Here is a 23,274-nt window from a genome sequence, read left to right on the forward strand (position 1 = left end):
TCCGCCTGAACCGGCCCAGTCGGCTGGGCCCTGATACCCGGCCTCCCTTGGCTTTGGGGGCCGCCCCTGCTATTGCGGCCTGAACATTCTTATATTTGCAGTATTATGACCGCTCGCACCTTCGACAACATCCGCAACTTCTCCATCGTGGCTCATATCGACCACGGCAAGTCGACGCTCGCCGACCGCCTGATCCAGGCCACGGGGGCGCTGACGGCCCGTGAGATGACGGAGCAGGTTCTCGATAACATGGATATCGAGCGCGAACGCGGCATCACCATCAAGGCCCAGACCGTCCGCCTGGAATACAAGGCCCAGGACGGCAAGACCTATATCCTGAACCTCATGGACACCCCCGGCCACGTGGACTTCGCCTACGAAGTCTCCCGGTCGCTCGCCGCCTGCGAGGGCTCGCTGCTGGTGGTGGACGCCTCCCAGGGCGTGGAGGCGCAGACGCTCGCCAACGTCTATCAGGCCATCGACGCCAACCACGAGATCGTCCCCGTCCTCAACAAGATCGACCTGCCCGCCGCCGATCCGGACCGGATCAAGGAGCAGATCGAGGAGGTGATCGGCATCGACGCTTCGGACGCAGTGCCGATCTCGGCCAAGACCGGCCTCAACATCGAAGGCGTGCTGGAGGCCATCGTCAAGAAGCTTCCGCCGCCGAAAGGCGACCCGGACGCGCCGCTCAAGGCTCTCCTGGTCGATTCCTGGTACGATGCCTATCTCGGCGTGGTCGTGCTCGTGCGCATCGTCGACGGCACCATGAAGAAGGGCCAGACCATCAAGATGATGGGAACGGGCGCGACCTATGGCCTCGACCGGGTCGGCGTGTTCAACCCGAAGATGACCGAACTGGCGCAGCTCGGCCCCGGCGAGGTCGGCTTCTTCACCGCCTCGATCAAGGAAGTCGCCGACACCCGCGTCGGTGATACCATCACGGACGAGCGCAAGCCCACGGCGGAAGCGCTTCCGGGCTTCAAGCCCGTGCAGCCGGTGGTGTTCTGTGGCCTTTTCCCCGTTGATGCGGCCGATTTCGAGAACCTGCGCGGCGCGATGGGCAAGCTGCGTCTCAACGACGCGAGCTTCTCCTATGAAATGGAGACTTCGGCCGCGCTGGGCTTCGGCTTCCGCTGCGGCTTTCTCGGGCTCCTGCATCTTGAGATCATCCAGGAGCGCCTCGAGCGCGAGTTCAACCTCGACCTCATCTCCACCGCGCCATCCGTGGTCTATCACCTGCGCATGCGCGACGGCTCGATCCGGGAACTGCACAACCCGGCCGACATGCCGGACGTCATGCAGATCGAGTCCATCGACGAGCCGTGGATCCGTGCCACGATCCTCACGCCCGACGATTACCTCGGCGCCGTGCTCAAGCTCTGCCAGGACCGTCGCGGCGTTCAGATCGACCTCAACTATGTCGGCAAGCGCGCCATGGTGGTCTACGATCTGCCGCTCAACGAAGTGGTGTTCGATTTCTACGACCGCCTGAAATCAGTCTCGAAGGGCTACGCTTCCTTCGACTACCACATCTCCGATTACCGCGAGGGTGACCTCGTGAAGATGTCGGTCCTGGTCAACGGCGAGCCGGTGGACGCGCTGTCCATGCTGGTGCACCGCACCCGAGCCGAAGGCCGCGGCCGCGCCATGTGCGAGAAGCTGAAAGAGCTCATCCCGCCGCACATGTTCCAGATCCCGGTGCAGGCCGCCATCGGCGGCAAGATCATTGCCCGCGAGACCATCCGCGCCCTGCGCAAGGACGTGACCGCCAAGTGCTACGGCGGCGACGCCTCCCGCAAGCGCAAGCTCCTCGACAAGCAGAAGGAAGGCAAGAAGCGGATGCGCCAGTACGGCAAGGTCGACATCCCGCAGGAAGCCTTCATCGCCGCGCTGAAGATGGACAACTGATCTCCGGCTTTGCTCCAAACGTGACGCGTCGAAAAGCGTGCCGGACATCACCGGCACGCTTTTTTTGTTCGAGCGGCCCATGGGCGCAGCCGGGAACCCGATCCGGTAGCCTGAGTTCAACCCACGTACGGGGCCAAGGTCTCTCCAAAGGATCGATGCTGCAGGAACGGAGTCTTCGGACGCCGGGCTTCGGCACGTCCGAGCCAGACCTTTCGGAACCGCACGTCCGAGCGACAGGACCTCGCTTCACAAGAGGAGAACCCATGCCTTCGTCCCTGCGGTCCACGCTGCCGACGCTCTTTGCGCTGCTCTTCGGCTACGCTCTCATGCAGATCGGCAATACCCTGCAGGGCACACTTCTCAGCGTGCGCGGCAGCATCGCGCAGTTCACGCCCACGGAAATCGGCGCCGTGGGCTCCGCCTTCTGGGGCGGGATCGTGGTGGGCTCCCTTTATGCCGGGCGGGTGATCCAGCAGGTCGGCCACACGCGGACTTTCGCCGCGCTGGCGGCCATCGCTGCCTCGACGGCCCTGCTGCATCTGCTCGTGATCAATCCGCCCGTCTGGATCGCCGCGCGCGCGGTGACGGGTTTCTGCTTCGCCGGATTGTTCATCGTGGTCGAGAGCTGGCTCAACGCTTCGGCCGACGCGCAGACGCGCGGGCAGGTTCTCAGCGTTTACGGGATGACGGGCCTGATCGCCGGAATCGGCGGGCAGATGCTCCTGCCCGCGGGCGATCCGTACGGCTACCGACTGTTCTGCCTTGTCGCCATCCTGATCTGCCTCGCCCTCGTGCCCACGGCCCTGTCGCGCGCCTCTGCGCCGGTCCACGCGGTTAGCGACACGAAGATCAACCTGATGCAGCTGTACCGGCAGTCGCCCTTCGGCGTGGTGGCGGCGGTTCTCTGCGGCGCCACGACGAGTTCGTTCTTCGCGCTCGGCCCGATCTGGGCTCAGGAACGGGGGCTCGATACGGCCGAGATCGCCATCTTCATGGCCTGCGGCACCCTCGGCGGCTTCGCCACCACCTACCCTCTCGGCTGGCTTTCGGACCGCATGGACCGGCGCCACGTGATCATCGGCGCGTCGGGCATGGCGGCGGCCATCCTTCTCGCGCTCATTCACTTCGTGCCGATCACGGTGCCCGTCTGGCTGCTCTTCCTCTATGTCGCCGTCTTCGGCGGCAGCGTGATCCCGACCTACAGCATCGTCACGGCGCATGTGAACGACATGGTGAAGCCCGGCGAGTTCGTGGCCGCGGCCGGCGGGCTCTTGATCCTACAAGGCATCGGGGCAGCGATCGGCCCGGTCATCTCGGGCATGGCCATGACTGAGTTCGGGCGACTGGGCCTTCTCTATGTCGTCATCGTCGCCCAGGCCCTCATGGCGATCTGGGGCGCTTATCGAAGCCTGCAGCGCGCCGCGCCCGCGACCGAGGAGAAGGAAACCTTCGTTCCCGAACCTGTCGTTCCCGTCGGAACGCGGCTGGAGGCGCATTGAGCGCCTCCATGCGACGGGAGAACGACGGCTCCTCTTTTTGCGGAGCTATGCCACGCCGATGCGGCGGCCGGAGGCATCGGTCACCGGCTCGCCGTCTTCCTTGACGAACTCGCCCTGCTGTGGCGGCAGGATGTCGATCACGGCCTCGGACGGACGACAGAGCCTGACGCCCAGAGGCGTGACCACGATGGGCCGATTGATCAGAATCGGATGCGCCATCATCGCGTCGAGAAGCTGGTCATCGCTCAAGGAAGGGTCACCGAGCCCGAGTTCCGCATAGGGCGTTCCCTTCTCGCGGATCACGTCGCGAACGCTCACCCCCATGCGCCCGATGAGCTGGCGCAGAAGCAGGCGCGTCGGCGGCGTCTTCAGATACTCGATGATATGCGGTTCGATCCCGGCATTGCGGATCAGTCCCAAGGTGTTGCGAGACGTACCGCATTGCGGGTTGTGGTAGATGATCACGTCCATGGCTGATCCTTCCGATTGCGTGAGACCGTCCCCTGTCGGGCATCCCTGTGTCAAGGATGGCGAAAGGCCGGGTCAGGCCGCGAACGCCTAGCCCCGGCAGTCCGCCCTGCCCTGCACCTTCAATCGCGCCATGAGGCGCCATGCGAGAGCCTCGTAGGCCTCGCGGCTCTTCACACCTGACAGGGACAATTCGAGCACCCATTCGCTCGAGAGCGGCACGATCAAGGTCTCGACCGTCATGGCCTGAGATGCCGTCGGCAGGCTTGCATCGATCCACGTCGCGGACCACCGGGTCGCCCTCGGCTCCGATGTCAGGGATACCGACTGCGCCGGCCGTCCGAGTAGTTCCTCGTAATCGCGCTGCAGGGCCGCGGCATCGCGGATCGCAAGGTCCGGCTGCGGCATGTCGCGAAGTTCCTCGGCGGAGCGGAGACCGATCGAGAGATCCGCATCCGACGTAACGGCTTTCAGGCCGATTTCTGTCAGGCGCCATTCCTCCGGCAGGGCGAAGGAGAAGCAGAGATCCGGCGCGGCCTTGCCGGAGACCTGCGTCTGGCGGGTAGCGGCGTCGAAACGCGCCTGGATCGCCTCCGTCGCGCCGATCCTGTCGAGCGGGTCATTGGCGGCGAGCGCCACGGGAATCATGGCGAGCCCTGCCGCAAGAGCGAGCCCGCCCGACCATGCTCTCCGCCACCTTATGCCGCTCACATGACCCTCCGGGGGATCGACCCTTAATCCCTAGGAAACGCCCTGAAACTGCACAGGTTGCGTAGAAATCCTTCGGAGCGGCATCGGTCAGCATGAGGCAAGTTTGTCATGCAGGAAGAAAGGCGGGCCGAGGCCCGCCCTTCCAACGATCAGCCGCGAGCGCGGGCGCGGATCATGAAGGTGTCGAAGGCGTATTCAGCCACCTGGAACCAGAGATATTCCTCTCCGCGGAAAGCCTTGTAGCTGTCGTAGATCTTCTTGAAATCGGGGTTCTTGGCCGAGATTTCGTCGTAGACCTCGTTGGCAGCCTTGTAGGCGGCTTCCATGATCTCCTGCGAGAAGGGACGCAGCTGCGCGCCGTTGCCGATCAGGCTGCGCAGGGCGGCCGGATTCTTGGCGTCGTACTTGGCCTGCGTGTCGACGTTCACATACCCGGCCGCCGCCTGGACGGCCGCCTGGTAGTTCTTGGGCAGCTCGTTCCACTTCTGCAGGTTGATGTAGAAATGGATCGCGGGACCACCCTCCCAGAAGCCCGGATAATAGTAGTACGGCGCCACCTTGTTGAGGCCGAGCTTTTCGTCGTCGTACGGCGCGACCCACTCGGCGGCGTCGATCGTGCCGCGCTCCAGGGACGGATAGAGATCGCCGCCGGCGATCTGCTGCGGCACGACGCCGAGCTTGCCCATGATCTGACCGGCAAGGCCGGCGATGCGCATCTTGAGGCCCTTCAGGTCATCGACGGTCTTGATCTCCTTCCGGAACCAGCCGCCCATCTGCACGCCCGTATTGCCGGCGGGCAACGCGTAGACGTTGTGCTTGGCGTAGAAATCGTTCAGCAGCGCATTGCCGTTGCCGTGATAGAGCCAGGCGTTGGTCTGGCGGGAATTGAGGCCGAACGGCAGCGTGGTGCCGATGGCGAAGGTCGGGTCCTTGCCCACGTAGTAGTAGGAGCAGGTGTGGCCCATCTCCACCGTTCCGCCGCCGATGGCATCGAGCGCCTGCGGGGCACCGACGATCTCGCCGGGAGCAAAGGTCTGGATGATAAACTTGCCGTCTGTGGCTTCCGCGACGAGCTTGGCGAAGGTCTCGCCGCCGCCGAACAGGGTGTCGAGGGATTTCGGAAAGGCCGAGGTCAGACGCCAGCGAATTTCCGGGTTCGACTGAGCGATGGCGGGCTTCGCGACCGCTCCGGCGGCGGCACCGAGGGTGGCGGCCTGGAGGAATGCACGACGTTTCATGAGCGTCCCTTTCGTTCGTTTCCGTTTCAGGGCGCACATGGGACAGAAAGTTTCAATGCGACGCACTCAAACGAATAGTTGAGACGCCCCTATAGCGACACGAGAGAAAGAAGGGAGGCCCTCCGGAGCAGGGACTTCATGCGTTCAGCGCATGCGTCGGCAGGCTCCGGGGCGAGGCCCGGAACCTGCGACCGCTAAGCGGAGAAACCTGCGTCAGAAAATCAACTCGCCCGCCCCCCAGGCGATGAGGATCAGGATGATGAAACCCAGGAGGAACAGGCCGAACAGGACCTTGGCGACGGTCTTGGCGCCGGATGCGACTCCGGTGAATCCCAAGGCGCCGGCCACCAGCGACACGACGAGAAAGATCAGAGCCCATTTCAGCATATCGGCACCTCGACTTCATACTGCTCAGCTGAAGACATTAAGCGCCCACGGCCGATCCGGTTCCGGGCAGGCATCTGGTAGAAACCAGACAGCTCCTGTCAGATGACGACTGTCACCGTCTCGGCCGCGCGGGTGAGCGCCGTGTAGAGCCAGCGGCTGCGATGCTCGCGGAAGGCGTAGGACTCGTCGAAGAGCACGAGGTCGTCCCATTGCGAGCCCTGGGCCTTGTGCACGGTCAACGCATACCCATAGGTGAACTCGTCCGATTCCTTGCGCAGGACGAACGGCACCTCCTCCTCCGTTCCCTCGAAGAAGGCCTTGTGCACGGCGACCTCCACGGAGCGGCGGCGCGCATCGTCGTCGGGCAGCACGTCCATCCGGATGAAGTCGTTGCGGATGCCGCGCAGGGCCTGGATGCTCCAGGTGCCGCCGTTGAGCAGCCCCTTGGTCTTGTCGTTGCGCAGGCAGACGAGTTTCTCGCCCGCCGCCGGCATGGGATCGCGGTAGCCGTTCAGTTCGCGCAGGCGCGTATTGTACTGGCGCCGGGTCTTGTTGAGGCCGACAAGCACCTGGTCGGCCGCCATGACGGCTGCGGCATCGATCTCGCGGCGGCGGATGATGCGGCTCTCGCCATAGGTTCCGGGCTCGAGCCGCCCGCCTTCCCTGACCTGCATCGACAGGTGGATGATGGGATTGTCCTTGGCCTGCCGGTGGACCTCCGTCAGCATCACGTCGGGCTCGCCTTCGGTGAAGAAGCCGCCGCCCTTCACAGGCGGCAACTGCGCCGGATCGCCGAGCACGAGAACGGGTTGACCGAAGGACAGGAGATCGCGCCCCAGCTCCTCGTCCACCATGGAGCATTCATCGATGATGATGAGGTCGGCCTTGGAGACGGGACTCTGGCGGTTGAGCACGAATTGCGGACCGTTCTCGTCCGATTCCCGCGAGCGGTAGATCATGGAATGAATCGTCGACGCATCGGTGCAGCCCTTGGAGCGCAGCACGAGCGCGGCCTTGCCCGTATAGGCGCCGAACACCACGTCGCCGTCCACGTTCTCGGCGATGTGCTTGGCGAGCGTCGTCTTGCCCGTGCCGGCATAGCCGAAGAGGCGAAACACGGGACGGTCGCCGCGGCGGAGCCATTCGGCGACGGCTTTCAGGGCGGCGTCCTGTTGCGGCGACCAAGTCATGCGGATTTCGCCTCGCGATGCAGGGAGTAGAGAAGGCCAATGATGATGATGCCGCTGCCGAGGAAGACATACGGATCGAGCGCCTCGCCATAGAACTGCCAGCCGACGAAGGCGATCAGCGGGATGCGCATGAAGTCGAGCGGCACGACCATGGTGGCGTCGCCTCGCCGATAGGCATTGGTCAGGCAGTAATGGGAGAGCAGTCCGCCGACGCTGATGCCGACGAGGCCGAGCGCGTGGGACGGCTGCACCTGGAGCCAGAAAGCCCGGCTCACGCCCACGAGGTTCATGGGCAGCTGCAGCAGGTTCATGAAGAACAGGATCGAGAAGGTGCTTTCCGTCATCGTGAGACGCTTGGTCATGATCGCCACGAAGGCGAAGCTGAATGCCACGCCCAGCATGAGGAAACTGGCCGGCTGCAAGGTTTCCAGGCCCGGACGCAGGATCACGAGAATGCCCACGAAACCGAGCACGATGGCCACGAGCCGGCCTCTCGTCATCTGCTCCTTGAGCAGCGGAATCGCCAGCAGGGCGACCCAGGCCGGCGTGGTGAATTCGATCGCGAAGACCGTCGCGAGCGGCAGGAGCGTGAGGGCGAAAGCCCATCCGTCCGTGCCGAGGAAATGAAGGACGTTGCGCGCCAGATGCAGCGGGAAGCGACGGGGCTTCAGGCCGGGCCGCAGCTCCGGCTTGAGGAGCGCGAGCGCGAGCAGGATCAGGACGCCCGCGGCATTGCGTACGGACAGCATCTCGAAAATCGAGAAGGTGGGTGCAAGCGTGCGCACCGCGATGGCGGTGGCGGAGAAGGAGAGGAGCGCACCGCTCATCCAGAGGACGACGGCGAGGATGCTGCGATGGGGCAAGGCGTTCCAACCGATGTGAGGCCCTTTTCGATTAGCCTGCCTCGGCGATGGCGTGAAGCCTCCATCGTTATGCGACCTGCAGCGACCAAGGCGCACACGACCCATGAACGCGCGGACGAGACGCGGAGGACGATCCGATCGTCACCTCGCGCGTGAGTCAGCACGCGTGATTCTCGACTCGTGAGACCGCGTGTGGGTCTGTTTTAGACGCCACGCGACAATTTTTTTGAACGCGCATGCGCGACGTCGCCGACCGGCACGGGAGCCGTTTTCGACCCTCTCCAAGTGAAGAGGTTTTTGACCGCGACGTTGAACGCTCCCGAACACGCTCGAATACTCTGCGGCCGATTAACATCTTCTTTATCATTGAGCTATGTCTCTGACATGAATGTGTTTTTTCCGCCGCCACGACAGCGCACGATCATGAAGAGAGATGTCGGCGGCACTGAGGAAGTGTCTCTAACTGTCTCATCTTGAAACCGATATTGAGTCTTTGATCTGCAAGAGCAGAGAGACTTGCTCGCCGAAATATCCACAGAAAAAGTGAGCGTTCTACTGTCTACACTTTTCGATTATCGGAACCGCGTTGGTATAACGACGTTGCCTTGCAAGCGTGACGGTTGCACGCGAAGGCCCTTGAAGGAGGCGGCAATGCCGACAGATACCAAGAACCCGCTGACGATGCTGTTCACGGGTGACACCGGTGCGACCAGCACCAAGAAGACCGCGAAGAAGAGCAGCGCGCGTCGCAGCTCGACGAGCGCCGCCAAGAAGGCTGGCACGAAGTCCGCTGCCAAGAAGACGACCGCCAAGTCCGCTGGCACGAAATCCGCTGCCAAGAAGACGGCGGCGAAGTCGACCTCGCGGTCGGCGGCGAAATCGTCCGCCAAGTCCGGCGCGAAGAAGACCACTGCCAAGAAGGCAGTCGCCAAGAAGACCACGGCGAAGACCACTGCCAAGAAGACCGCTGCCAAGAAGACCACGGCTCGTTCGTCGGCCAGGTCGGCAGCGAAGAAGACCACTGCCAAGAAGACGGTTGCCAAGAAGACCACCGCTCGGAAGGCTCCGGCCAAGTCGGCCGCCAAGAAGTCCACGGCTCGTTCGACTTCGGCCCGCTCGACCTCGGCCCGGAAGACCGCTGCTCGCAGCACCAGCCGCAGCGCGGTGAAGTCGCCTGCGAAGTCGCGCAGCGCCTCCAAGTCGACCACGAAGCGCGCAGCCGCCGCTTCGAGCCGCACCTCCGCCACGAAGAAGTCGGCCAAGGTCGCCAAGCGGTCTTCGAGCGCTCGCAAGAGCCCGTCGAAGTCGCGCAAGCGGTAACACGATGCGGCAAGCGCCGGGATAGGAGTGACCCTGTCGCCCGGCGCCTGCGCATAAAAAATCGCCCGGCGGAAGCCGGGCGATTTTGTTTGAGCGGGCTGCCCGTCGGGCTTACCGGCCCGTGCTCATCGGGTCGCTGCCGCCCCAATAGGGCGTGGCATTGTAGTAGCGGTGGACGTGCTCTTCCCATTCGCGATCGTATGATGCGTCATGGCCCTCCGCGCTGCGGCGGGGCGCTCCGCGCAGCTGATCCTCCGAGAGGTTCAGCTCGTAGGCGTCGAGCTCCGTATTGTACTTCAGCACGCTCCAGGGAAGCGTGTAGTATTCCTCGCCGAGCCCCATGAAGCCGCCAAAGCTCATGACCGCATAGGCAACCTTGCCGGACCTTTTCTCGATCATCACCCGCTCGATGGTCCCGATCTTATCGCCGTCCGTGCGGCGCACCGGCGTTCCTTCGACCTTGTCGCTGGCGATCAGGCTGTGAGTTTCGCGAACGTCGCTGCTCTGTGCCGTCGTCTGCATCACTGCGCTCCCTTCCTGTGTGAGATCCAAGGCACCGGACCCAAAAGCGGACCCGCTTTCCGGGCCGAATCCGATGCATCATCCGTCAACCGGCGCATCGTCGATGCGGAAACCGGATCCATCTTTCCGCACGATGCTCCAAGGCAACGCTCGGGTTGAAAAGCAGGTTCCGGTACGGAGCCGGAAGTCCAAGCATTCCAAGACTTTTGCGGGATCATCGATCAGAGCGCGATCTCTCAAGTGGGGAGACATCCGGTGCCGTGACATTGAAGAACGCGTCGCCCGGGCGGAGCGGGAGGCCGCCCGGGGCGATCGGGAAAGAAGGACCCGTCATCGGCGAGACCTTTCACTTTCCCATGACGGCCGCGCCGCAGCACCGCAAGCGCAGCCTTAGGAACCCCCTTTCCGACCTCACGTTGACCCACGTTCACGGAACCCGAGGATTTAAGGAGAGTGCCATGGCGGTTCGCCAGAAGCCGGTCGAGGACCAGGTCGTCGTCATCACCGGCGCATCGAGCGGAATCGGCCTTGCGACGGCCCATCTGTTTGCCGAGCGTGGCGCCAAGGGCCTTGTCCTGGTCGCCCGCAACGAGGATGCCCTGCGCAAGATCGCCGACGAACTCAGCCGCGGGACGACGCGCGCCATCGCGGTCGCGGCGGATGTCAGCAAGCGCGAGGATCTGGAGCGGGTGTCGCGCACCGCCATCGAGACATTCGGCGGCTTCGACACCTGGGTGAACGATGCTGCGGTGGCCCTGTACGGCAACCTCACGGATATCCCCATGGAGGACCAGCGCCAGCTCTTCGACGTGAATTACTGGGGCGTCGTCAACGGCTCGATGATCGCCGCCGAGCACCTGCGCCGGCGCGGCGGCACCATCGTCAATGTGGGCAGCGTCCTGTCCGAGCGGACGATGATCCTGCAGACCCAGTATTCGGCTTCCAAGCATGCGGTGAAGGCCTTCACGGACGGCCTGCGCATGGAGCTGACGAACCAGAGCGCGCCGATCTCGGTCACGCTCATCAAGCCCTCGTCCATCGACACGCCCTATGTCGAGCATGCCCGCAACTATCTCGACCGGGACAACGCCGTGCCGCCGCCGGCCTACGATCCGCATCTCGTGGCGAGGGCGATCGTGTACGCGGCCGAGCATCACCGCCGCGAGATCACCATCGGGTTCGGCGGCTGGGTCATCGGCGCCATGGGCAAGGTCGCGCCGCATCTCATCGACAAGGCGATGGAATGGACGGGCTATGCCTCTCAGACCACAGATCAGCCGGAACGTCCGGGCATGCGCGACAATCTCTACCGCGCCCGCCAGGACGGCGACATGTATTCGTCCCTGCCCGGCGAACCGCGCAAGACGAGCCTGCTCCTCGAGGCGCAGCTGCATCCCTTCACGACGGCCGCCGTGTTGGCCGGCGTCGCGGCGGGCATCGCGGCCCTGTTCCTGCCATCACTCACGGGAAGCCGACGCCCGAAGCGTTTCAAGCGTCCGACGCCGCGCTACCAGCCCACCATGCGCCGCTCCGGCAACGGGCACGACAAGCGCACCTTCGGTCCCGGCCACATCAGCCAGCGCGGCCCCGGCGAGGGCCGCCCGCAGCCGAGGCATTGAGGAGCGGCTCTCTCTCAGTCATCGCCGGGCTCGTCCCGGTGATGACGATGTCCTGAAGCACCAAAGGTGTCGTTCCCGGCCGAAGCGCAGCGGAGGGGACGGAATTCCATGGCGCTCGCTTGATCGTGGATCCCCTTCCCTCGCCTTCGGATCGCCAGGGGCGACACCCGCCACGTCTGAACCCGATCCCATGAAGCGCCGAGCCTCACCTGATCGGGATGGCCGGGACTGATCCGCGGATCAAGGCGGGGGACGGCCATGACGTGGGGCACGTGGCAACCGTCAAGCCCCAATCTTGCAAGCACCCAATCGTGAAAGAGCGACAAGATGGCCGCATCCGATACGTTCCGAACTCCCCGCCCGCAGGCTAGCCTTGCCGCATGATCCCGATTCGCTCCCTCTCCCTTGCGCTCGCTCTTCTCGCCGGCGGCACTGCCGTCGCCCAGGACAAGGGCACCCTCAACCCGAAGCCGCTGCCGCCGCTTGCCAACCCTGACGATCCCAAGCTCGCCGCGAAGGAACTCTTCGGGCGGCGCACGGCGCCGGCCGATCTTCGCTCCCGCTCCATCGGCGGTTATGCGCGGGGCTGCGTGGCGGGCGCGGCCGCGATCCCGATCGACGGCGACAACTGGCAGGTCATGCGCCTGTCCCGCAACCGGAACTGGGGCCATCCGCAGATGATCGGATTCCTGCAGCGGTTCGCGACCCGGCTCCCCGGCATCAACGGATGGCCGGGCCTTCTCGTCGGCGACATCTCGCAGCCGCGCGGCGGGCCGATGATCACCGGCCACGCCTCGCACCAGATCGGGCTCGATGCCGATATCTGGCTCACGCCGATGCCGAACCGCCGCCTCTCGCGGGCCGAGCGGGAGGAAATGTCGGCCACCAACATGGTGCGCGACGACCTGCTCGATATCGACCCCGCCCAATGGACACCGCAGCACACCGCGCTCATCCGCGCGGCCGCCCAGGAGCGCAGCGTCGCCCGGGTCTTCGTGAACCCGGCGATCAAGAGGGCCCTCTGCCGCGAGGCGGGCGCCGACCGCTCCTGGCTGACGAAGGTGCGGCCCATCTGGGGCCACAACTACCACTTCCACATCCGCCTCGCCTGCCCGGCCGGCGATGGAGGCTGCGCCGACCAGGATCCGCCGCCCGGCGGCGACGGCTGCGGCGCGGAGCTCAATGCCTGGTTCACCCCGCAGATGCTGCATCCGAAGCCCGGCAAGCCCCGCCCGCCCCTGACCCTGGCGCAATTGCCCAACGAGTGCCGCGGCGTTCTCGAGGCGCCCTGACGACGGCCCGAACGAAAACGGCCTGCATCCGGAGGGACGCAGGCCGCTTCTGTTTCAGGTCTCCTGAAGGACGCCGTGCCTATTCGGCCGCGACGCCGACGCCGATCTGGCACGACACGCCCGTGCCGCCGAGACCGCAATACCCGTTCGGGTTCTTGGCCAGGTATTGCTGATGGTAATCCTCGGCGAAGTAGAACGGGCCCGCATCGAGGATCTCGGTCGTGATCGGCCCATAGCCCTTGGCCGAAAGCGCCTCGCCGTAAGCCGCCCGAGAGGCCTCGGCGGCCTTCCTCTGGGCCTCGTCGAACACGTAGATCCCGGAGCGGTACTGGGTGCCCGTATCGTTGCCCTGGCGCATGCCCTGGGTCGGGTCGTGGTTCTCCCAGAAGGTCTTCAGCAGGGTCTCGTAGGAGACCACCTTGGGGTCGTAGACCACCAGCACGACCTCGTTGTGCCCCGTCAGGCCGGAACAGACCTCCTCGTAGGTCGGGTTCGGCGTGACGCCGGCGGCATAGCCCGCGGCGGTGATCCAGATGCCGTCGCCCAGCTGCCAGAACTTGCGTTCCGCACCCCAGAAGCAGCCGAGGCCGAACACGGCCTTCTCCATCCCGTCGGGATAAGGCGGCTGGAGGGGACGGTGATTGATGAAGTGCTTTTCAGCCGTCGGGATCGGACTGGTGCGGCCGGGCAGAGCCTCGGCGGCATTGGGCAGGTCGAGTCGTTTGCGGAAGCTGAACATGGAGGTCCCTCGCGTGACCTCGCTGATGTAAGCATTCCTGTGCGTTTGCGGGAGAGCCCCGGCCGTCACCTTCCCGTGAAAAACGGGCTCAGCGGCCCGCCAGGTAGCCGATCGGCTCCAGGGGCTTCTGGCCGATCCACATCAGCAGCGCACCCAGGAGGAAGGCTGTGACCGAAGCGGGCATCTGCAGGACGTATGTGGCGATCGGGTCCCACAGCCAGGGATAGCCGCGCTGCGCGATGCTGCCCTCGAGCTCAGCCAGGCCGTTGGGAGACAGAACGCCCAGCACCTTCCCGATGGAGCCGAACGATACAGCATTGTTGACGATGGATCGGGTGCCGTCGATCACCAGTCCGACGAATCCCGCCGCGATGAGCAGGAGGCCAAGGCTACGCGCTAGGAACTTCAAGGGAAGATACCTCTATGAACAGAGGGGGAATTATCTAGAGCGTTTTGTCGCAATGGCAAAGGCGATTCCGGGTGATTTGTCACAAGATCGGTCTTGCCTTTTCCCCCGGTTTGGCGATACACGAGCGCTCCGCAGACAACAAAGCGGAGAACCTGACCGGCCTGCCCCATGGGGTAGCGCCGAGGGTTCCGGAGCCTTCAGAGGCTCATGCTGGAGGGGTGGCCGAGTGGTTGAAGGCGCACGCCTGGAAAGTGTGTATACGGGAAACCGTATCGCGGGTTCGAATCCCGCTCCCTCCGCCATCATTCATCTAAGTTCCTGAAAATAGCTGAACGCCTTGGGAACGAAGGGCTTTTGAACAGTTTGTTGTTCCAAAAGCTGTTCCAAGTTGCGTCTCATGGGCTGCATCAGAAGACACAACATAACAGGCATTTATTGGTATTGACGTGTTGTTCCGCCACATCTGCGCGGACACGTTCCGCCCGTCCAGGCCTTTGCCCGCAAGCCCGACCGGTCAGAATCCTCCAAAACTCTCCACACGAGAGATCCCGCTCAAGCGAACAGGGCTGCGGCCCTGATTGATGCGGCGATCGAGAAAGCTATGAAAGAGGCGGAGCGGGGCGCTTAAACTCACGCCCTCAAGTGCCAAACGCCAGTGTTACGATGCTGCGATCGACTGATGCCTTTGCAGCTATCGCACATTGGCAGGAGCATGAGAGGGCCTTGGCCGAGATGCGTCTGTTCAGCGACGACACCATCCCTATGCCGTGTTGACGGATTAGGCCGAGCAAGGGGCAGGTAGATTCCCAAATCAGTTGGGCGATGATTCATGGCAGGTCAGCTTCAGGAGGCTCGACCATGCTGACGGGAATGGCGGAGGACGACTGGGCAACGGTGCTGCGGGTGTTTGCCGCCTCGTGCTCCCGGCGCGGCGCCAAGGGTCGCAACGACCGCCGCCTCCTTGAGGCGCTGCACTACTTCGCTGTCCACAACATCACCTGGCGGGCGCTGCCCGCGTACTTCGGCCACTGGAACGCGGTCTGGAAGCGGTTCTGGCGTTTGAGCCGGGCCGGCGTCTTCGAAGCCTTCTTCGACGCTTGGCGGCTCTGAGTGACACGACGCATCTGGTGCAGATGTTCGACTCTACCATCGTGCGGACGCATGTCTCGGCCGCAGGCGCTGGGCCGCTCCCGGGGCGGGTTATCAACCAAGATCCACCTCAAGACCGACTGGGATGGTGATCCGCTCGGCTTCCACCTGACCGGGGGCGAAGTCAGTGACAGCCCGCACTTTGAGACGCTGCTCGACCTCGGGCCTGAGATCACGCCGCGGGCGGTGGGCGACAAGGGCTATGACGCCAAGTCCAACCGACAGGCGACCCGTGCCCGCGGCATCGGCCCGGCGATTCCCTATCGGACGACCACCATGGACAAGCCAAAGTACTTTCCCAAAGCGTTTTATCGTGGGCGGGCGCGCATCGAGCAGACCATGGGCAAACTCAAGCGGTTCAAGCGTGTTGCTTTACGCTGCGAGGAGACTGACGTGAACTACGGCTCCTTCGTCGCGCTTGCTTTGAGCTTCATCCTCATCAAATCCGCCCACACGACCTAACAGGGCCTTTATAGGAGACTTGAAGTCGTCCCTTTTGCCCCTCGTCTCATTCGCAACGATAGCCGGCTGCGTACGGTCTACTGTTGCTTCGAACAATGTGGCAGGACTCCTACGGCACATGCCTCAACATTAGGCCAGGAGTTCCAAATGTGCCAATAGCCTTGCATCGGAGTACATCAGTCTTAACGGCTGTCGCATTTGAAACTCTAGAGCGTGTAGCCACGGTAGCAAGTTGCTTACTCAGAGCCTCCTCTGGTTCGGGGACGAGGATCCCAACCCTCACAATGGTCTGCTTAGAGCGTGCGAGCAGACCATTAGGAAGCTTCCGGGAAGTGCCATGTGTGGACGGCTCCCTTTTGGCAAGGGATTTGTTGAACGTTTCTGCAAGGCTAGTCGGTGCGGCCATGTGTTCGACCTGTTGGTGCGGTACACCTGACCGCTGGCCATAATGCCCTCCGCGAAGGGGTCCCGACCAAAAGCTCGCATTCCAAGATGCTCTGGCACGAATGGGTTGTCCCGCTTCCCGGTTCGACCGGATCCTGCATTAACGTCTGTCCGCCCTTCCCAACCTTAATCTCGTCAGGTGTTCCGACGAGGTACTACACCGCCTGCGCGACCACCGGTTCGCGATAGCGCTCGCCCTTGGCCATGATCGCCCACACCATCCGGGCCATCTTGTTGGCCAGGGCCACGGCCGCCACCTTGGTGGCCCGCCGCGCCAGCAGTTGCACGATCCACGGCCGCTTCGTTCCATGCCGCTGGGCAAAGCGTATCACCGCCAGTGCGCCCACGGTCAGCAGGGAGCGCAGGTAGCGATTGCCCTGCTTGGTCACCCCGCCGAGCCGCTGCTTGCCACCACTAGAGTTCTGCTTCGGTACCAAGCCGACCCAGGCCGCCAGATTGCGCCCGGATGAGAAGGCCTTCGGGTTGGGAACATGGGCCACGAGAGCTGATGCGAGCAGCGGACCCACACCGGGGATCTCGGCCAGCCGGCGGCTGACTTCGTTGGCGCGGTGGCATGCGGTGATGCGCCGGTCCATCTCCAGGATCTGGCGCTTGACCAGCACCAGTTGCTCGGCCAAGGCCAGGATGCAGGCCCGGGCCAGCTCGGGGATGCGCTCATCTTCGTTGCTGACCATGAGCAGCAACTCGTCAACACCTTCCCGGCCGATCTTCGCCACCAGGCCGAACTCCGCCAAGTGCGCTCGGATCGCATTGGTCAGCATGGTCCTCTGCCGCACCTGCATCAGCCGCACCCGGTGCAGCATCAGGATGCTTTGCTGCTCGCATGTCTTGGTCTCGACAAAGCGCATGGTGGGCCGGGTGACTGCCTCGCAGATCGCCTCGGCATCGGCCATGTCGTTCTTCTGTCGTTTTACGTAGGGTTTGACGTAAGCCGGCGGCATGAGCTTCACCTCATGGCCGAGGCTTTGCAACTCCCGTGACCAGTGATGAGCACTTGCACACGCCTCAATGCCGATCAGACAAGGTGGCAGGGAAGCGAAGAACTTGAGCACCTGCCCGCGCCTGACCTGGCGCCGGATCAGCACCTCGCCCGTGGCGCTAATGCCGTGCACCTGGAAGACTGACTTGGCGATGTCCAGACCAATGGTGGTGACCGTGCTCATGGGCTGCTCCTGGGCTCCTGGCTGCTCGAAGCAGCCATGCTACCTCACCGCTGGGTGGGAGCCGTCCACAGCATCAAAAGCGGAACTTTGGCGGTTACCGTACTATCGTTCAAGGCCTGAGTGTTATGCTTAGAATCCCGGTATCGTGGACATGACAATGGCATCAGGCCCAGTGCCACGTGGCGCCGTTGATCACGATACCTTTTGCGGCAAGACGCAGGCGCCCGGACAACTCGGCGTTCATTGAATCCCTATAAACGAACTGTCCTTCCTCAAGCGACAGCAAGGTCGCGTCGCCTGCACTGCCGGGCTTGAGATTGCCAAGATCGGAACGCTGCAAGGCGTGCGCTGGGCGCTCGGTTGCCGCGCGGATCACCTCAGTGAGCGGCATCCCCATGCAGAGGAACTTCGACATGGTGGTGACAAGGTTGAACGCCGGGCCGTCGATACAAAGGGCATGTACGTCGCTCGAGATGCAGTCCGGTAGGAACCCGTTGGCAAGCATGACGCGGGCGGTATCGAACGAGAACGATCCCATGCCATGGCCGATATCGAAGATGATGCCGCGCTCACGCGCTTCCGTGACCGCTGGGTGTACCTTTCCGTCGGATGTCGTCGGCGTATTCGGGAAAGGCCGGAAGCAATGGGTGAGGATGTCGCCTGGCCGCATGCGGGCAAGCACTTCCGGTAGGGTTGGCGGCGGCACGTCGATATGCACCATCATGGGCATGTCGACCTTGTCGGCGACTTGGCGGGCGATGTCGAGTGGTACGAGACCGGAATTGCCGGACGCATTGAATCCAACCCGCACCTTGATGCCGACGAGGGTGTCCCGGTACTCCAAGGCAACCTCCACGGCATCGATAGGTGCCATGAGCCGCAGATCACCGCTCTCTCCTACCATCACGCGCTTCGAGAAACCGTAGATGCCGGCGAAGGACACGTTGAGATAGGCGAGGATCCGCACCGGCGACGGCCGGATGACATGCTCCAGGAATCCCCGGTAATTCCCCGGTCCGGCACTGCCGGTATCGGCCAGCGTCGTGCATCCGCCCCGCGCGAGGACGAGTGGGTCCACGCCGAGAGAGGTGCCACCCCAATAGACATGGGTATGCAGGTCGATCAGGCCCGGCGTGACGATGAGCCCCGCAGCATTCTCAATGGAATGAGCATTCGCTCCGAGATCATCGCCAACCGCCGCCACACGACCCTCCTTAAAGGCGACATCGGTCACCCGGTCGATGGACTGCGACGGGTCAATGACGCGACCGCCCTTCAGAACGAGATCAAACGTCATGGTCTTGGGACCTCCTCTCTTGATCGTAACGCCGCTCGATGCTCCCGACCCTGACGACGAGAGGATACAGACGATCGGACCAAAGAACTTCACTGCTCGGCTGATTGGCCGCCAAGGCCGCGATCGCTGCCGCCATCAGACGGCGCGGATTGTCAGAGGCCATCGATAGAGCTTCGTCGGCCCTGGAGAGACCCCAATCGACGAGATTGCGAACGGCCTGATCGAGGACAAGCGCCGAACCAGCAAGATATGCGCTTCCGGGCAGGCGGACGGAACCATCCGCCGCATGTTCGACCATTGTGGCGGCGAAAGGGTAGAGCCCGGGAGGCGCAGCGGCAGCGGATACTGCATCGGTGACGAGGATCGCCCGTGCGCGCCCCTTCGCCCTGAGCATGGCCTTGAGCGCGTGTGGCGGCAGGTGGATCCCGTCGGCGATGAAGGTTGCCGACAGACGGTCCTCCGCCAACTGGGCGAACAGGGAATTGTCGAGCTTCGGCAGGATCTGCGGCAGGCCATTACCCAGATGCGTCGACAGGCGAGCCCCCGCTTCGGCCGCCGCCACGACCGTCTCGGCGCCTGCTGCCGAGTGGCCAATAGCAACGACCCGGCCCTCTCCGGCCAGTTTGCGGATAAACGTCTCGCTGCCGGCCAGTTCGGGCGCAATCGTAACGAGGAGGATGGGACGTGCCAAGGTCCGCGACAGCCGCTCGACGAGGGTCACATCCGGTGGCCGCATGGCTTCCGGCGGGTGACATCCCGAATAGCCGTCGCCAGAATTGAGGAAGGGTCCTTCGAGGTGATAGCCGGGCACCATGAGCGGCCCGAGACGGCTTTGCGCAACCGCCCTGTCGAGAGCAAAGAAGCGAGCCGCGAGCCTGTCGTCCGGCGCCGTGATCAAGGTTGGCAGGCAAGCCGTGACGCCGGTGGCGAGCATCGCCTCAAGGGCATGGTCGAGCGCATCGGCGTCGATGGTCTCGCTGTTGAAGTCGACGCCTGCGAAGCCATTCACTTGAAGGTCGAAGAGCCCGCCCGTTCGCATCGCCTCAGCTCGCCTTGTATGAGAGAAGCGCGGCCGCGGGCGGATCGAGATAGAGGCTACAATGTGGGTGCTGCTGCAGGACGGAGGCAGGATGGTCCGGGCTGACAGCGCCTTCGACGGCGTTCTTTACCGCCACCGCCTTGCGGGCGTCCGGCACGCAGAGGATGATAAGCTCGCTCTTCAGGATCTGGCAAATGCTCATGGAGATGGCCCGGTTCGGAACGGATTCGAGGTTCGGGAACCATCCCTCGCCTAGCTGCTGCCGCCGGCAGGCTTCATCGAGCGCGACGACGATATAGGGCGCCTCGACGTCGAAATTGGCTGGCGGATCGTTGAAGGCAAGGTGACAGTTTTCGCCTATTCCAGCGAAACAAACCGCGACGTGTCGCGGCGTGATGAGATTGTTGAGCCGAGAGACCTCGGCGTCCAGATCGACGGCGTCACCCTCGATGAACACGAAGTCCCGCAGCATGGGAACGCGAGCAATAAAGCGTTCCTTCAGGTACCGGCGGAAGCTCGCACCGTGGCTGGAGGGCAAGCCGACATATTCGTCCAGGTGAAAGACGGTGACTTTCGCCCAGTCGATCCCCTTCTGGATCACGAGCGCGTCAAGCATCTCGAACTGGCTGGCGCCAGTCGCGAGGATGATCGTGCAGTTTCCATCCCGAGCGATTGCGGCCCTGATGGCCTCCGCGCCCTCCGCGGCAGCTTGGGCGCCGAGAGCTCTCTTATCGGCAACGATGTGAATATCCATAGACCTTCTCAAAGCAGAGCTCGCTCGTCACGTCCCATGAGACGGAAAGCGATATAAATGGCAGTGCTGCTCAGCACGAGGAGCACGGTGGAAAGCGCGGCTGCCGTGCCGTAGTCCCCATCGTTGATCGCGATGTAGATGCGCACTGGCATCGTGGCAGTGCTGCCGACATAGAGCACGAGCGAGGACGACAATTCGTTGATCGCCGTGACGAAGCTCAACATGCCGCCGGCGATGATGCCTGGCAGAATGAGCGGAACGGTCACCTTCATGAAAGCTCGCGCGGGACTGTAGCCAAGCGAGATCGCCGCTTCCTCCATGCTCGGGCTCACCTGTCGCAGGGCGGAGGCGGAGGAGCGGACGGAATAGGGAAGCCGCCGGATGAAGATCGACAGAATGATCACGGCAGCAGTGCCAGTCAGCGCGAGCGGAGGCGAGTTGAAGGCGGCCACGAAGGCAATGCCCACCACGATTCCGGGCATCACGTAGGGCACCATGAGCGTCGCATCGAGGAGGGAATTGTTGACGCTCATCTTGCGCGCCACGAGACACCCGATGAGCGTTCCGATCGTCACGATGAGAGCAACTGTTGCGAAGGAGAATGTCAGTGAGTTCTGTACCACGTCCGCGAGATTGTAGAGGATGCGACGGTAACTATCCAAGCCGAAGCCCGGATGGAAGACCGGACCGCTCGTCCGTCTGACGGAGTAGATCGCCGCGATGAAGGCGGGCATCGCTCCGATGAGCGCAATGGCATAGACGACCACGTGAGCCGCGACGTTGCGGATGCCGGTCAGCTTCTTCTTCACCGGCTTGTTGATCAGATTGCCGTGATAGACATTCCGGCGCGACATGTAGCGCTGCGCGAAGACGAAGAACATCGACAGCATGATCAGCACGATGCTGATCGTCGTTGCCATGCTGAGATTGCTACCGACCTCGGCGGAGTAGAGGGTGTAGGCTTCGGTCGCAAGCACATTGAAGCCGCGTCCGATGAGCCGGGGCGTTCCGAAATCCGCGATCGAATGGATCAGCGCCAGGAGGCCACCGGCTGAGAGGGCCGGGAGGACCAGCGGGAACGAGATCCGCATCACGCGCTGGAACGGCGTGAGGCCGAGGCTCTCCGCCGCCTCCTCGAGGGATCGGTTGATGTTGGCCAGGGCCCCCGAGGCAAGAAGATAGACGTAGGGATAGAACTTGAACGAGAAGACGATGAGAATGCCCCACAGGCCGAAGATCGGCGGGATGAAGATGCCCCACGACATCAGGGTCTGACGGACGAGACCGCCCGATCCGAATAGAACGATCCAAGAATAGGCGCCGATGAAGGGCGGCGAGACGAGTGCCAGGATCGCGAGCAGAGATACGAAGCGACTGCCCCGGATCTCGATTCGCGCCATGCAGAATGCCATGGCGCTGCCGAGCAGCAGGGAGCCGGCAAGCCCGCCGAAGCCGACGATGAGCGTGTTGAGAAAAGCCGTCCGGAAGCGAGGCGTTTCGACGAAGCGAGCATAGTTCGCCAGGGAGAAATCTCCAGCCTGGTCTTGGAGACTCGAGAGGAGAACCGAGCCAAGCGGCAGGACCAGCAGGGCGATCAGGATCGTCCAGGCGAAGATGGAGACGAGCGTCCAAAAACTGATTCGCATCAGTTGCCCCCGCCCTTGAGCCGCACGCCGTCGGAATCGAAGCTCAGGATATCCTCCCGTCGGAAGGTCAGGATAATGGGGCTTCCCGGCTCCATGCGCAGGGCCGGCGACGGATCGGCGACCTGCAGGACGATCTTGCCCGCCGGCGTCTGGGCCAGCACATGGGCCTCGCGACCGAGATAGGTGTACTTCTCGACCATCCCGGAAAGACGTAGGCTATCTGAGGGTGCATCCCCTTGATCGAGCCGGATATGCTCGGGGCGTATGGCCCATTGGTGGGTGCGGCTGGCTGCAGCATCGGACATTCCCAGATGAGACGCCGCCTCCCTCGGCAAGACGTTCATGGTGCCGACGAAGGAGGCCACGAAGATCGTCCGCGGGTCCGCATAGATCTCCTGTGGCGTCCCGATCTGTTCGATCCGACCCGCATTCATCACGCAGATTCGGTCGGAAATCGCGAGCGCCTCCTCCTGATCGTGCGTCACGTAGATGGCTGCAATCCCGATGCTCTTCTGAATATCGCGGATCTCGTCGCGCAGGTCGATGCGCAGCTTTGCGTCGAGGTTGGAGAGCGGTTCGTCCATCAGGAGGAGCTTCGGGCGAATCACCATTGCGCGGGCGAGGCCGATGCGCTGCTGCTGCCCGCCCGAGAGGGCGGCAGGAAGGCGGGCGGCCATGGCCCCGAGACGAACCGTGTTGAGCGCCTCGGCAACCCGGGTCGCCGTCTCCGCGGCCGGCACCTTCCTGGCTTTGAGGCCAAAGGCGACGTTCTCGGCCACGGTCAGATGCGGGAAAACCGCATAATCCTGAAAGACCATCCCGATATCACGCTTATGCGACGGGACCGAGTCGAGCGCCGTCCTGTCCAGGCTGATGCTCCCTGCGGTCAGATCGGCAAAGCCGGCAATGGATCTCAGCAGGGTGGTTTTTCCGCAGCCGCTAGGGCCCAGAAGCGTGAAGAACTCGTTCCGTTCGACCGCGAATGAAACCCCATCAAGGGCCCGTACCGAGCCGCCGAACTGCTTCGAGGCATCCTTCACTGTTAGATAACTCATCATCCCCCCGCGCCGCTCTTGCTTGTCTGCTTTACAAGCATAAGCAGGAGTGTTTACTTTGCAACATGCGGTCTTT

General features: G+C 63.4%; 22 protein-coding genes, 1 tRNA gene and 1 pseudogene. 8 read left to right on the forward strand and 16 right to left on the reverse strand.

Annotated features, from left to right (window positions below):
• The first annotated feature begins 105 nt into the window (after positions 1–105).
• Both lepA and OC446_RS05320 read left to right on the forward strand, forming a co-directional pair.
• Positions 106–1,911, forward strand: a complete 1,806-nt coding sequence (lepA, locus tag OC446_RS05315; protein WP_262028014.1) for a translation elongation factor 4 — start codon at positions 106–108, stop codon at positions 1,909–1,911.
• A 263-nt stretch (positions 1,912–2,174) separates the two neighbouring features.
• Complete coding sequence (locus tag OC446_RS05320) at positions 2,175–3,410, forward strand: MFS transporter (RefSeq protein WP_262028015.1); 1,236 nt, start codon at positions 2,175–2,177, stop codon at positions 3,408–3,410.
• Positions 3,411–3,455: 45 nt separating this feature from the next.
• Here the strand turns inward: OC446_RS05320 and arsC are convergent, their stop codons facing one another.
• From arsC to OC446_RS05360, 8 genes are all read right to left on the reverse strand, one after another.
• Positions 3,456–3,881 (reverse strand): arsenate reductase (glutaredoxin), encoded by a 426-nt coding sequence (gene arsC / locus OC446_RS05325; protein WP_262028016.1) that lies wholly within the window; start codon positions 3,879–3,881, stop codon positions 3,456–3,458.
• Between the two features lie 87 nt (positions 3,882–3,968).
• On the reverse strand, positions 3,969–4,589 hold the full coding sequence (locus OC446_RS05330; RefSeq protein ID WP_262028017.1) for a hypothetical protein: 621 nt from the start codon (positions 4,587–4,589) through the stop codon (positions 3,969–3,971).
• A gap of 149 nt (positions 4,590–4,738) precedes the next feature.
• Entirely contained in the window at positions 4,739–5,827 is a 1,089-nt protein-coding gene (locus tag OC446_RS05335) for a TRAP transporter substrate-binding protein (RefSeq protein WP_262028018.1), read from the reverse strand.
• Positions 5,828–6,040: 213 nt separating this feature from the next.
• Complete coding sequence (locus OC446_RS05340; protein WP_009763592.1) at positions 6,041–6,214, reverse strand: DUF1328 domain-containing protein; 174 nt, start codon at positions 6,212–6,214, stop codon at positions 6,041–6,043.
• Positions 6,215–6,312: 98 nt separating this feature from the next.
• Positions 6,313–7,404: an ATP-dependent RecD-like DNA helicase gene (locus tag OC446_RS05345; RefSeq protein WP_262028019.1), complete on the reverse strand. Its 1,092-nt coding sequence runs from the start codon at positions 7,402–7,404 to the stop codon at positions 6,313–6,315.
• Positions 7,401–8,267 carry a DMT family transporter gene (locus OC446_RS05350; protein ID WP_262028020.1) on the reverse strand — a complete coding sequence of 289 codons (867 nt, stop codon included), beginning with the start codon at positions 8,265–8,267 and terminating at the stop codon, positions 7,401–7,403. Before OC446_RS05350 ends, OC446_RS05345 begins: the two co-directional genes overlap by 4 nt.
• A gap of 572 nt (positions 8,268–8,839) precedes the next feature.
• Complete coding sequence (locus OC446_RS05355; RefSeq protein ID WP_262028021.1) at positions 8,840–9,580, reverse strand: hypothetical protein; 741 nt, start codon at positions 9,578–9,580, stop codon at positions 8,840–8,842.
• A 118-nt stretch (positions 9,581–9,698) separates the two neighbouring features.
• Positions 9,699–10,109, reverse strand: coding sequence for a PRC-barrel domain-containing protein (locus OC446_RS05360; protein ID WP_262028022.1), 411 nt, complete (start codon positions 10,107–10,109; stop codon positions 9,699–9,701).
• A 458-nt stretch (positions 10,110–10,567) separates the two neighbouring features.
• Here OC446_RS05360 and OC446_RS05365 point away from each other — a divergent pair, with 458 nt between their 5' ends.
• Both OC446_RS05365 and mepA read left to right on the forward strand, forming a co-directional pair.
• A complete protein-coding gene (locus OC446_RS05365) occupies positions 10,568–11,728 on the forward strand; it encodes an SDR family oxidoreductase (protein ID WP_262028023.1) in 1,161 nt (386 codons plus the stop codon).
• Between the two features lie 380 nt (positions 11,729–12,108).
• Entirely contained in the window at positions 12,109–13,020 is a 912-nt protein-coding gene (mepA, locus tag OC446_RS05370) for a penicillin-insensitive murein endopeptidase (protein WP_262028024.1), read from the forward strand.
• Between the two features lie 79 nt (positions 13,021–13,099).
• Here the strand turns inward: mepA and msrA are convergent, their stop codons facing one another.
• Both msrA and OC446_RS05380 read right to left on the reverse strand, forming a co-directional pair.
• A complete protein-coding gene (gene msrA, locus OC446_RS05375) occupies positions 13,100–13,759 on the reverse strand; it encodes a peptide-methionine (S)-S-oxide reductase MsrA (RefSeq protein ID WP_262028025.1) in 660 nt (219 codons plus the stop codon).
• Between the two features lie 88 nt (positions 13,760–13,847).
• Positions 13,848–14,168 (reverse strand): PetM family of cytochrome b6f complex subunit 7, encoded by a 321-nt coding sequence (locus OC446_RS05380; RefSeq protein WP_262028026.1) that lies wholly within the window; start codon positions 14,166–14,168, stop codon positions 13,848–13,850.
• Between the two features lie 212 nt (positions 14,169–14,380).
• Between OC446_RS05380 and OC446_RS05385 the strand changes: the two genes are divergently transcribed.
• From OC446_RS05385 to OC446_RS05395, 4 genes and pseudogenes are all read left to right on the forward strand, one after another.
• Positions 14,381–14,470 (forward strand) — tRNA-Ser (locus OC446_RS05385).
• Between the two features lie 155 nt (positions 14,471–14,625).
• A pseudogene (locus tag OC446_RS30990) lies at positions 14,626–14,796 on the forward strand (hypothetical protein); the annotation flags it as partial.
• A gap of 230 nt (positions 14,797–15,026) precedes the next feature.
• Positions 15,027–15,278 carry a transposase gene (locus OC446_RS05390; protein ID WP_262028027.1) on the forward strand — a complete coding sequence of 84 codons (252 nt, stop codon included), beginning with the start codon at positions 15,027–15,029 and terminating at the stop codon, positions 15,276–15,278.
• Positions 15,279–15,329: 51 nt separating this feature from the next.
• The gene (locus OC446_RS05395; RefSeq protein WP_262028028.1) at positions 15,330–15,779 is read left to right on the forward strand and encodes an IS5 family transposase; all 450 of its coding nucleotides are present in this window, start codon (positions 15,330–15,332) and stop codon (positions 15,777–15,779) included.
• A gap of 599 nt (positions 15,780–16,378) precedes the next feature.
• Here OC446_RS05395 and OC446_RS05400 read toward each other — a convergent pair.
• The 6 genes from OC446_RS05400 to OC446_RS05425 all read right to left on the reverse strand — a co-directional run bounded on the left by OC446_RS05400 (position 16,379) and on the right by OC446_RS05425 (position 23,201).
• Entirely contained in the window at positions 16,379–17,407 is a 1,029-nt protein-coding gene (locus tag OC446_RS05400; RefSeq protein WP_262028029.1) for an IS110 family transposase, read from the reverse strand.
• A gap of 163 nt (positions 17,408–17,570) precedes the next feature.
• Positions 17,571–18,704: an amidohydrolase/deacetylase family metallohydrolase gene (locus OC446_RS05405; RefSeq protein WP_262028030.1), complete on the reverse strand. Its 1,134-nt coding sequence runs from the start codon at positions 18,702–18,704 to the stop codon at positions 17,571–17,573.
• A complete protein-coding gene (locus tag OC446_RS05410; protein ID WP_262028031.1) occupies positions 18,694–19,743 on the reverse strand; it encodes an N-acetylglucosamine-6-phosphate deacetylase in 1,050 nt (349 codons plus the stop codon). Before OC446_RS05410 ends, OC446_RS05405 begins: the two co-directional genes overlap by 11 nt.
• 4 nt (positions 19,744–19,747) lie before the next feature.
• Positions 19,748–20,497 carry a glucosamine-6-phosphate deaminase gene (locus OC446_RS05415; RefSeq protein WP_262028032.1) on the reverse strand — a complete coding sequence of 250 codons (750 nt, stop codon included), beginning with the start codon at positions 20,495–20,497 and terminating at the stop codon, positions 19,748–19,750.
• 8 nt (positions 20,498–20,505) lie between these two features.
• Positions 20,506–22,143 carry an ABC transporter permease gene (locus OC446_RS05420; protein WP_262028033.1) on the reverse strand — a complete coding sequence of 546 codons (1,638 nt, stop codon included), beginning with the start codon at positions 22,141–22,143 and terminating at the stop codon, positions 20,506–20,508.
• The gene (locus OC446_RS05425) at positions 22,143–23,201 is read right to left on the reverse strand and encodes an ABC transporter ATP-binding protein (protein WP_262028034.1); all 1,059 of its coding nucleotides are present in this window, start codon (positions 23,199–23,201) and stop codon (positions 22,143–22,145) included. Before OC446_RS05425 ends, OC446_RS05420 begins: the two co-directional genes overlap by 1 nt.
• Positions 23,202–23,274: the final 73 nt, after the last annotated feature.

Source organism: Microvirga sp. Mcv34 (genome assembly GCF_024519725.1).
GTDB lineage: Bacteria > Pseudomonadota > Alphaproteobacteria > Rhizobiales > Beijerinckiaceae > Microvirga.

Coding starts and splice junctions, on each gene's coding strand:
- OC446_RS05360 (WP_262028022.1), bottom strand. CDS start 10,109: ATGCAGACGACGGCACAGAGCAGCGACGTTCGCGAAACTCACAGCCTG.
- OC446_RS05415 (WP_262028032.1), bottom strand. CDS start 20,497: ATGGATATTCACATCGTTGCCGATAAGAGAGCTCTCGGCGCCCAAGCT.
- OC446_RS05390 (WP_262028027.1), top strand. CDS start 15,027: ATGCTGACGGGAATGGCGGAGGACGACTGGGCAACGGTGCTGCGGGTG.
- OC446_RS05405 (WP_262028030.1), bottom strand. CDS start 18,704: ATGACGTTTGATCTCGTTCTGAAGGGCGGTCGCGTCATTGACCCGTCG.
- OC446_RS05320 (WP_262028015.1), top strand. CDS start 2,175: ATGCCTTCGTCCCTGCGGTCCACGCTGCCGACGCTCTTTGCGCTGCTC.
- OC446_RS05335 (WP_262028018.1), bottom strand. CDS start 5,827: ATGAAACGTCGTGCATTCCTCCAGGCCGCCACCCTCGGTGCCGCCGCC.
- arsC (WP_262028016.1), bottom strand. CDS start 3,881: ATGGACGTGATCATCTACCACAACCCGCAATGCGGTACGTCTCGCAAC.
- OC446_RS05420 (WP_262028033.1), bottom strand. CDS start 22,143: ATGCGAATCAGTTTTTGGACGCTCGTCTCCATCTTCGCCTGGACGATC.
- OC446_RS05400 (WP_262028029.1), bottom strand. CDS start 17,407: ATGAGCACGGTCACCACCATTGGTCTGGACATCGCCAAGTCAGTCTTC.
- msrA (WP_262028025.1), bottom strand. CDS start 13,759: ATGTTCAGCTTCCGCAAACGACTCGACCTGCCCAATGCCGCCGAGGCT.
- OC446_RS05340 (WP_009763592.1), bottom strand. CDS start 6,214: ATGCTGAAATGGGCTCTGATCTTTCTCGTCGTGTCGCTGGTGGCCGGC.
- mepA (WP_262028024.1), top strand. CDS start 12,109: ATGATCCCGATTCGCTCCCTCTCCCTTGCGCTCGCTCTTCTCGCCGGC.
- OC446_RS05365 (WP_262028023.1), top strand. CDS start 10,568: ATGGCGGTTCGCCAGAAGCCGGTCGAGGACCAGGTCGTCGTCATCACC.
- OC446_RS05345 (WP_262028019.1), bottom strand. CDS start 7,404: ATGACTTGGTCGCCGCAACAGGACGCCGCCCTGAAAGCCGTCGCCGAA.
- OC446_RS05395 (WP_262028028.1), top strand. CDS start 15,330: ATGTCTCGGCCGCAGGCGCTGGGCCGCTCCCGGGGCGGGTTATCAACC.
- OC446_RS05410 (WP_262028031.1), bottom strand. CDS start 19,743: ATGCGAACGGGCGGGCTCTTCGACCTTCAAGTGAATGGCTTCGCAGGC.
- OC446_RS05425 (WP_262028034.1), bottom strand. CDS start 23,201: ATGATGAGTTATCTAACAGTGAAGGATGCCTCGAAGCAGTTCGGCGGC.
- lepA (WP_262028014.1), top strand. CDS start 106: ATGACCGCTCGCACCTTCGACAACATCCGCAACTTCTCCATCGTGGCT.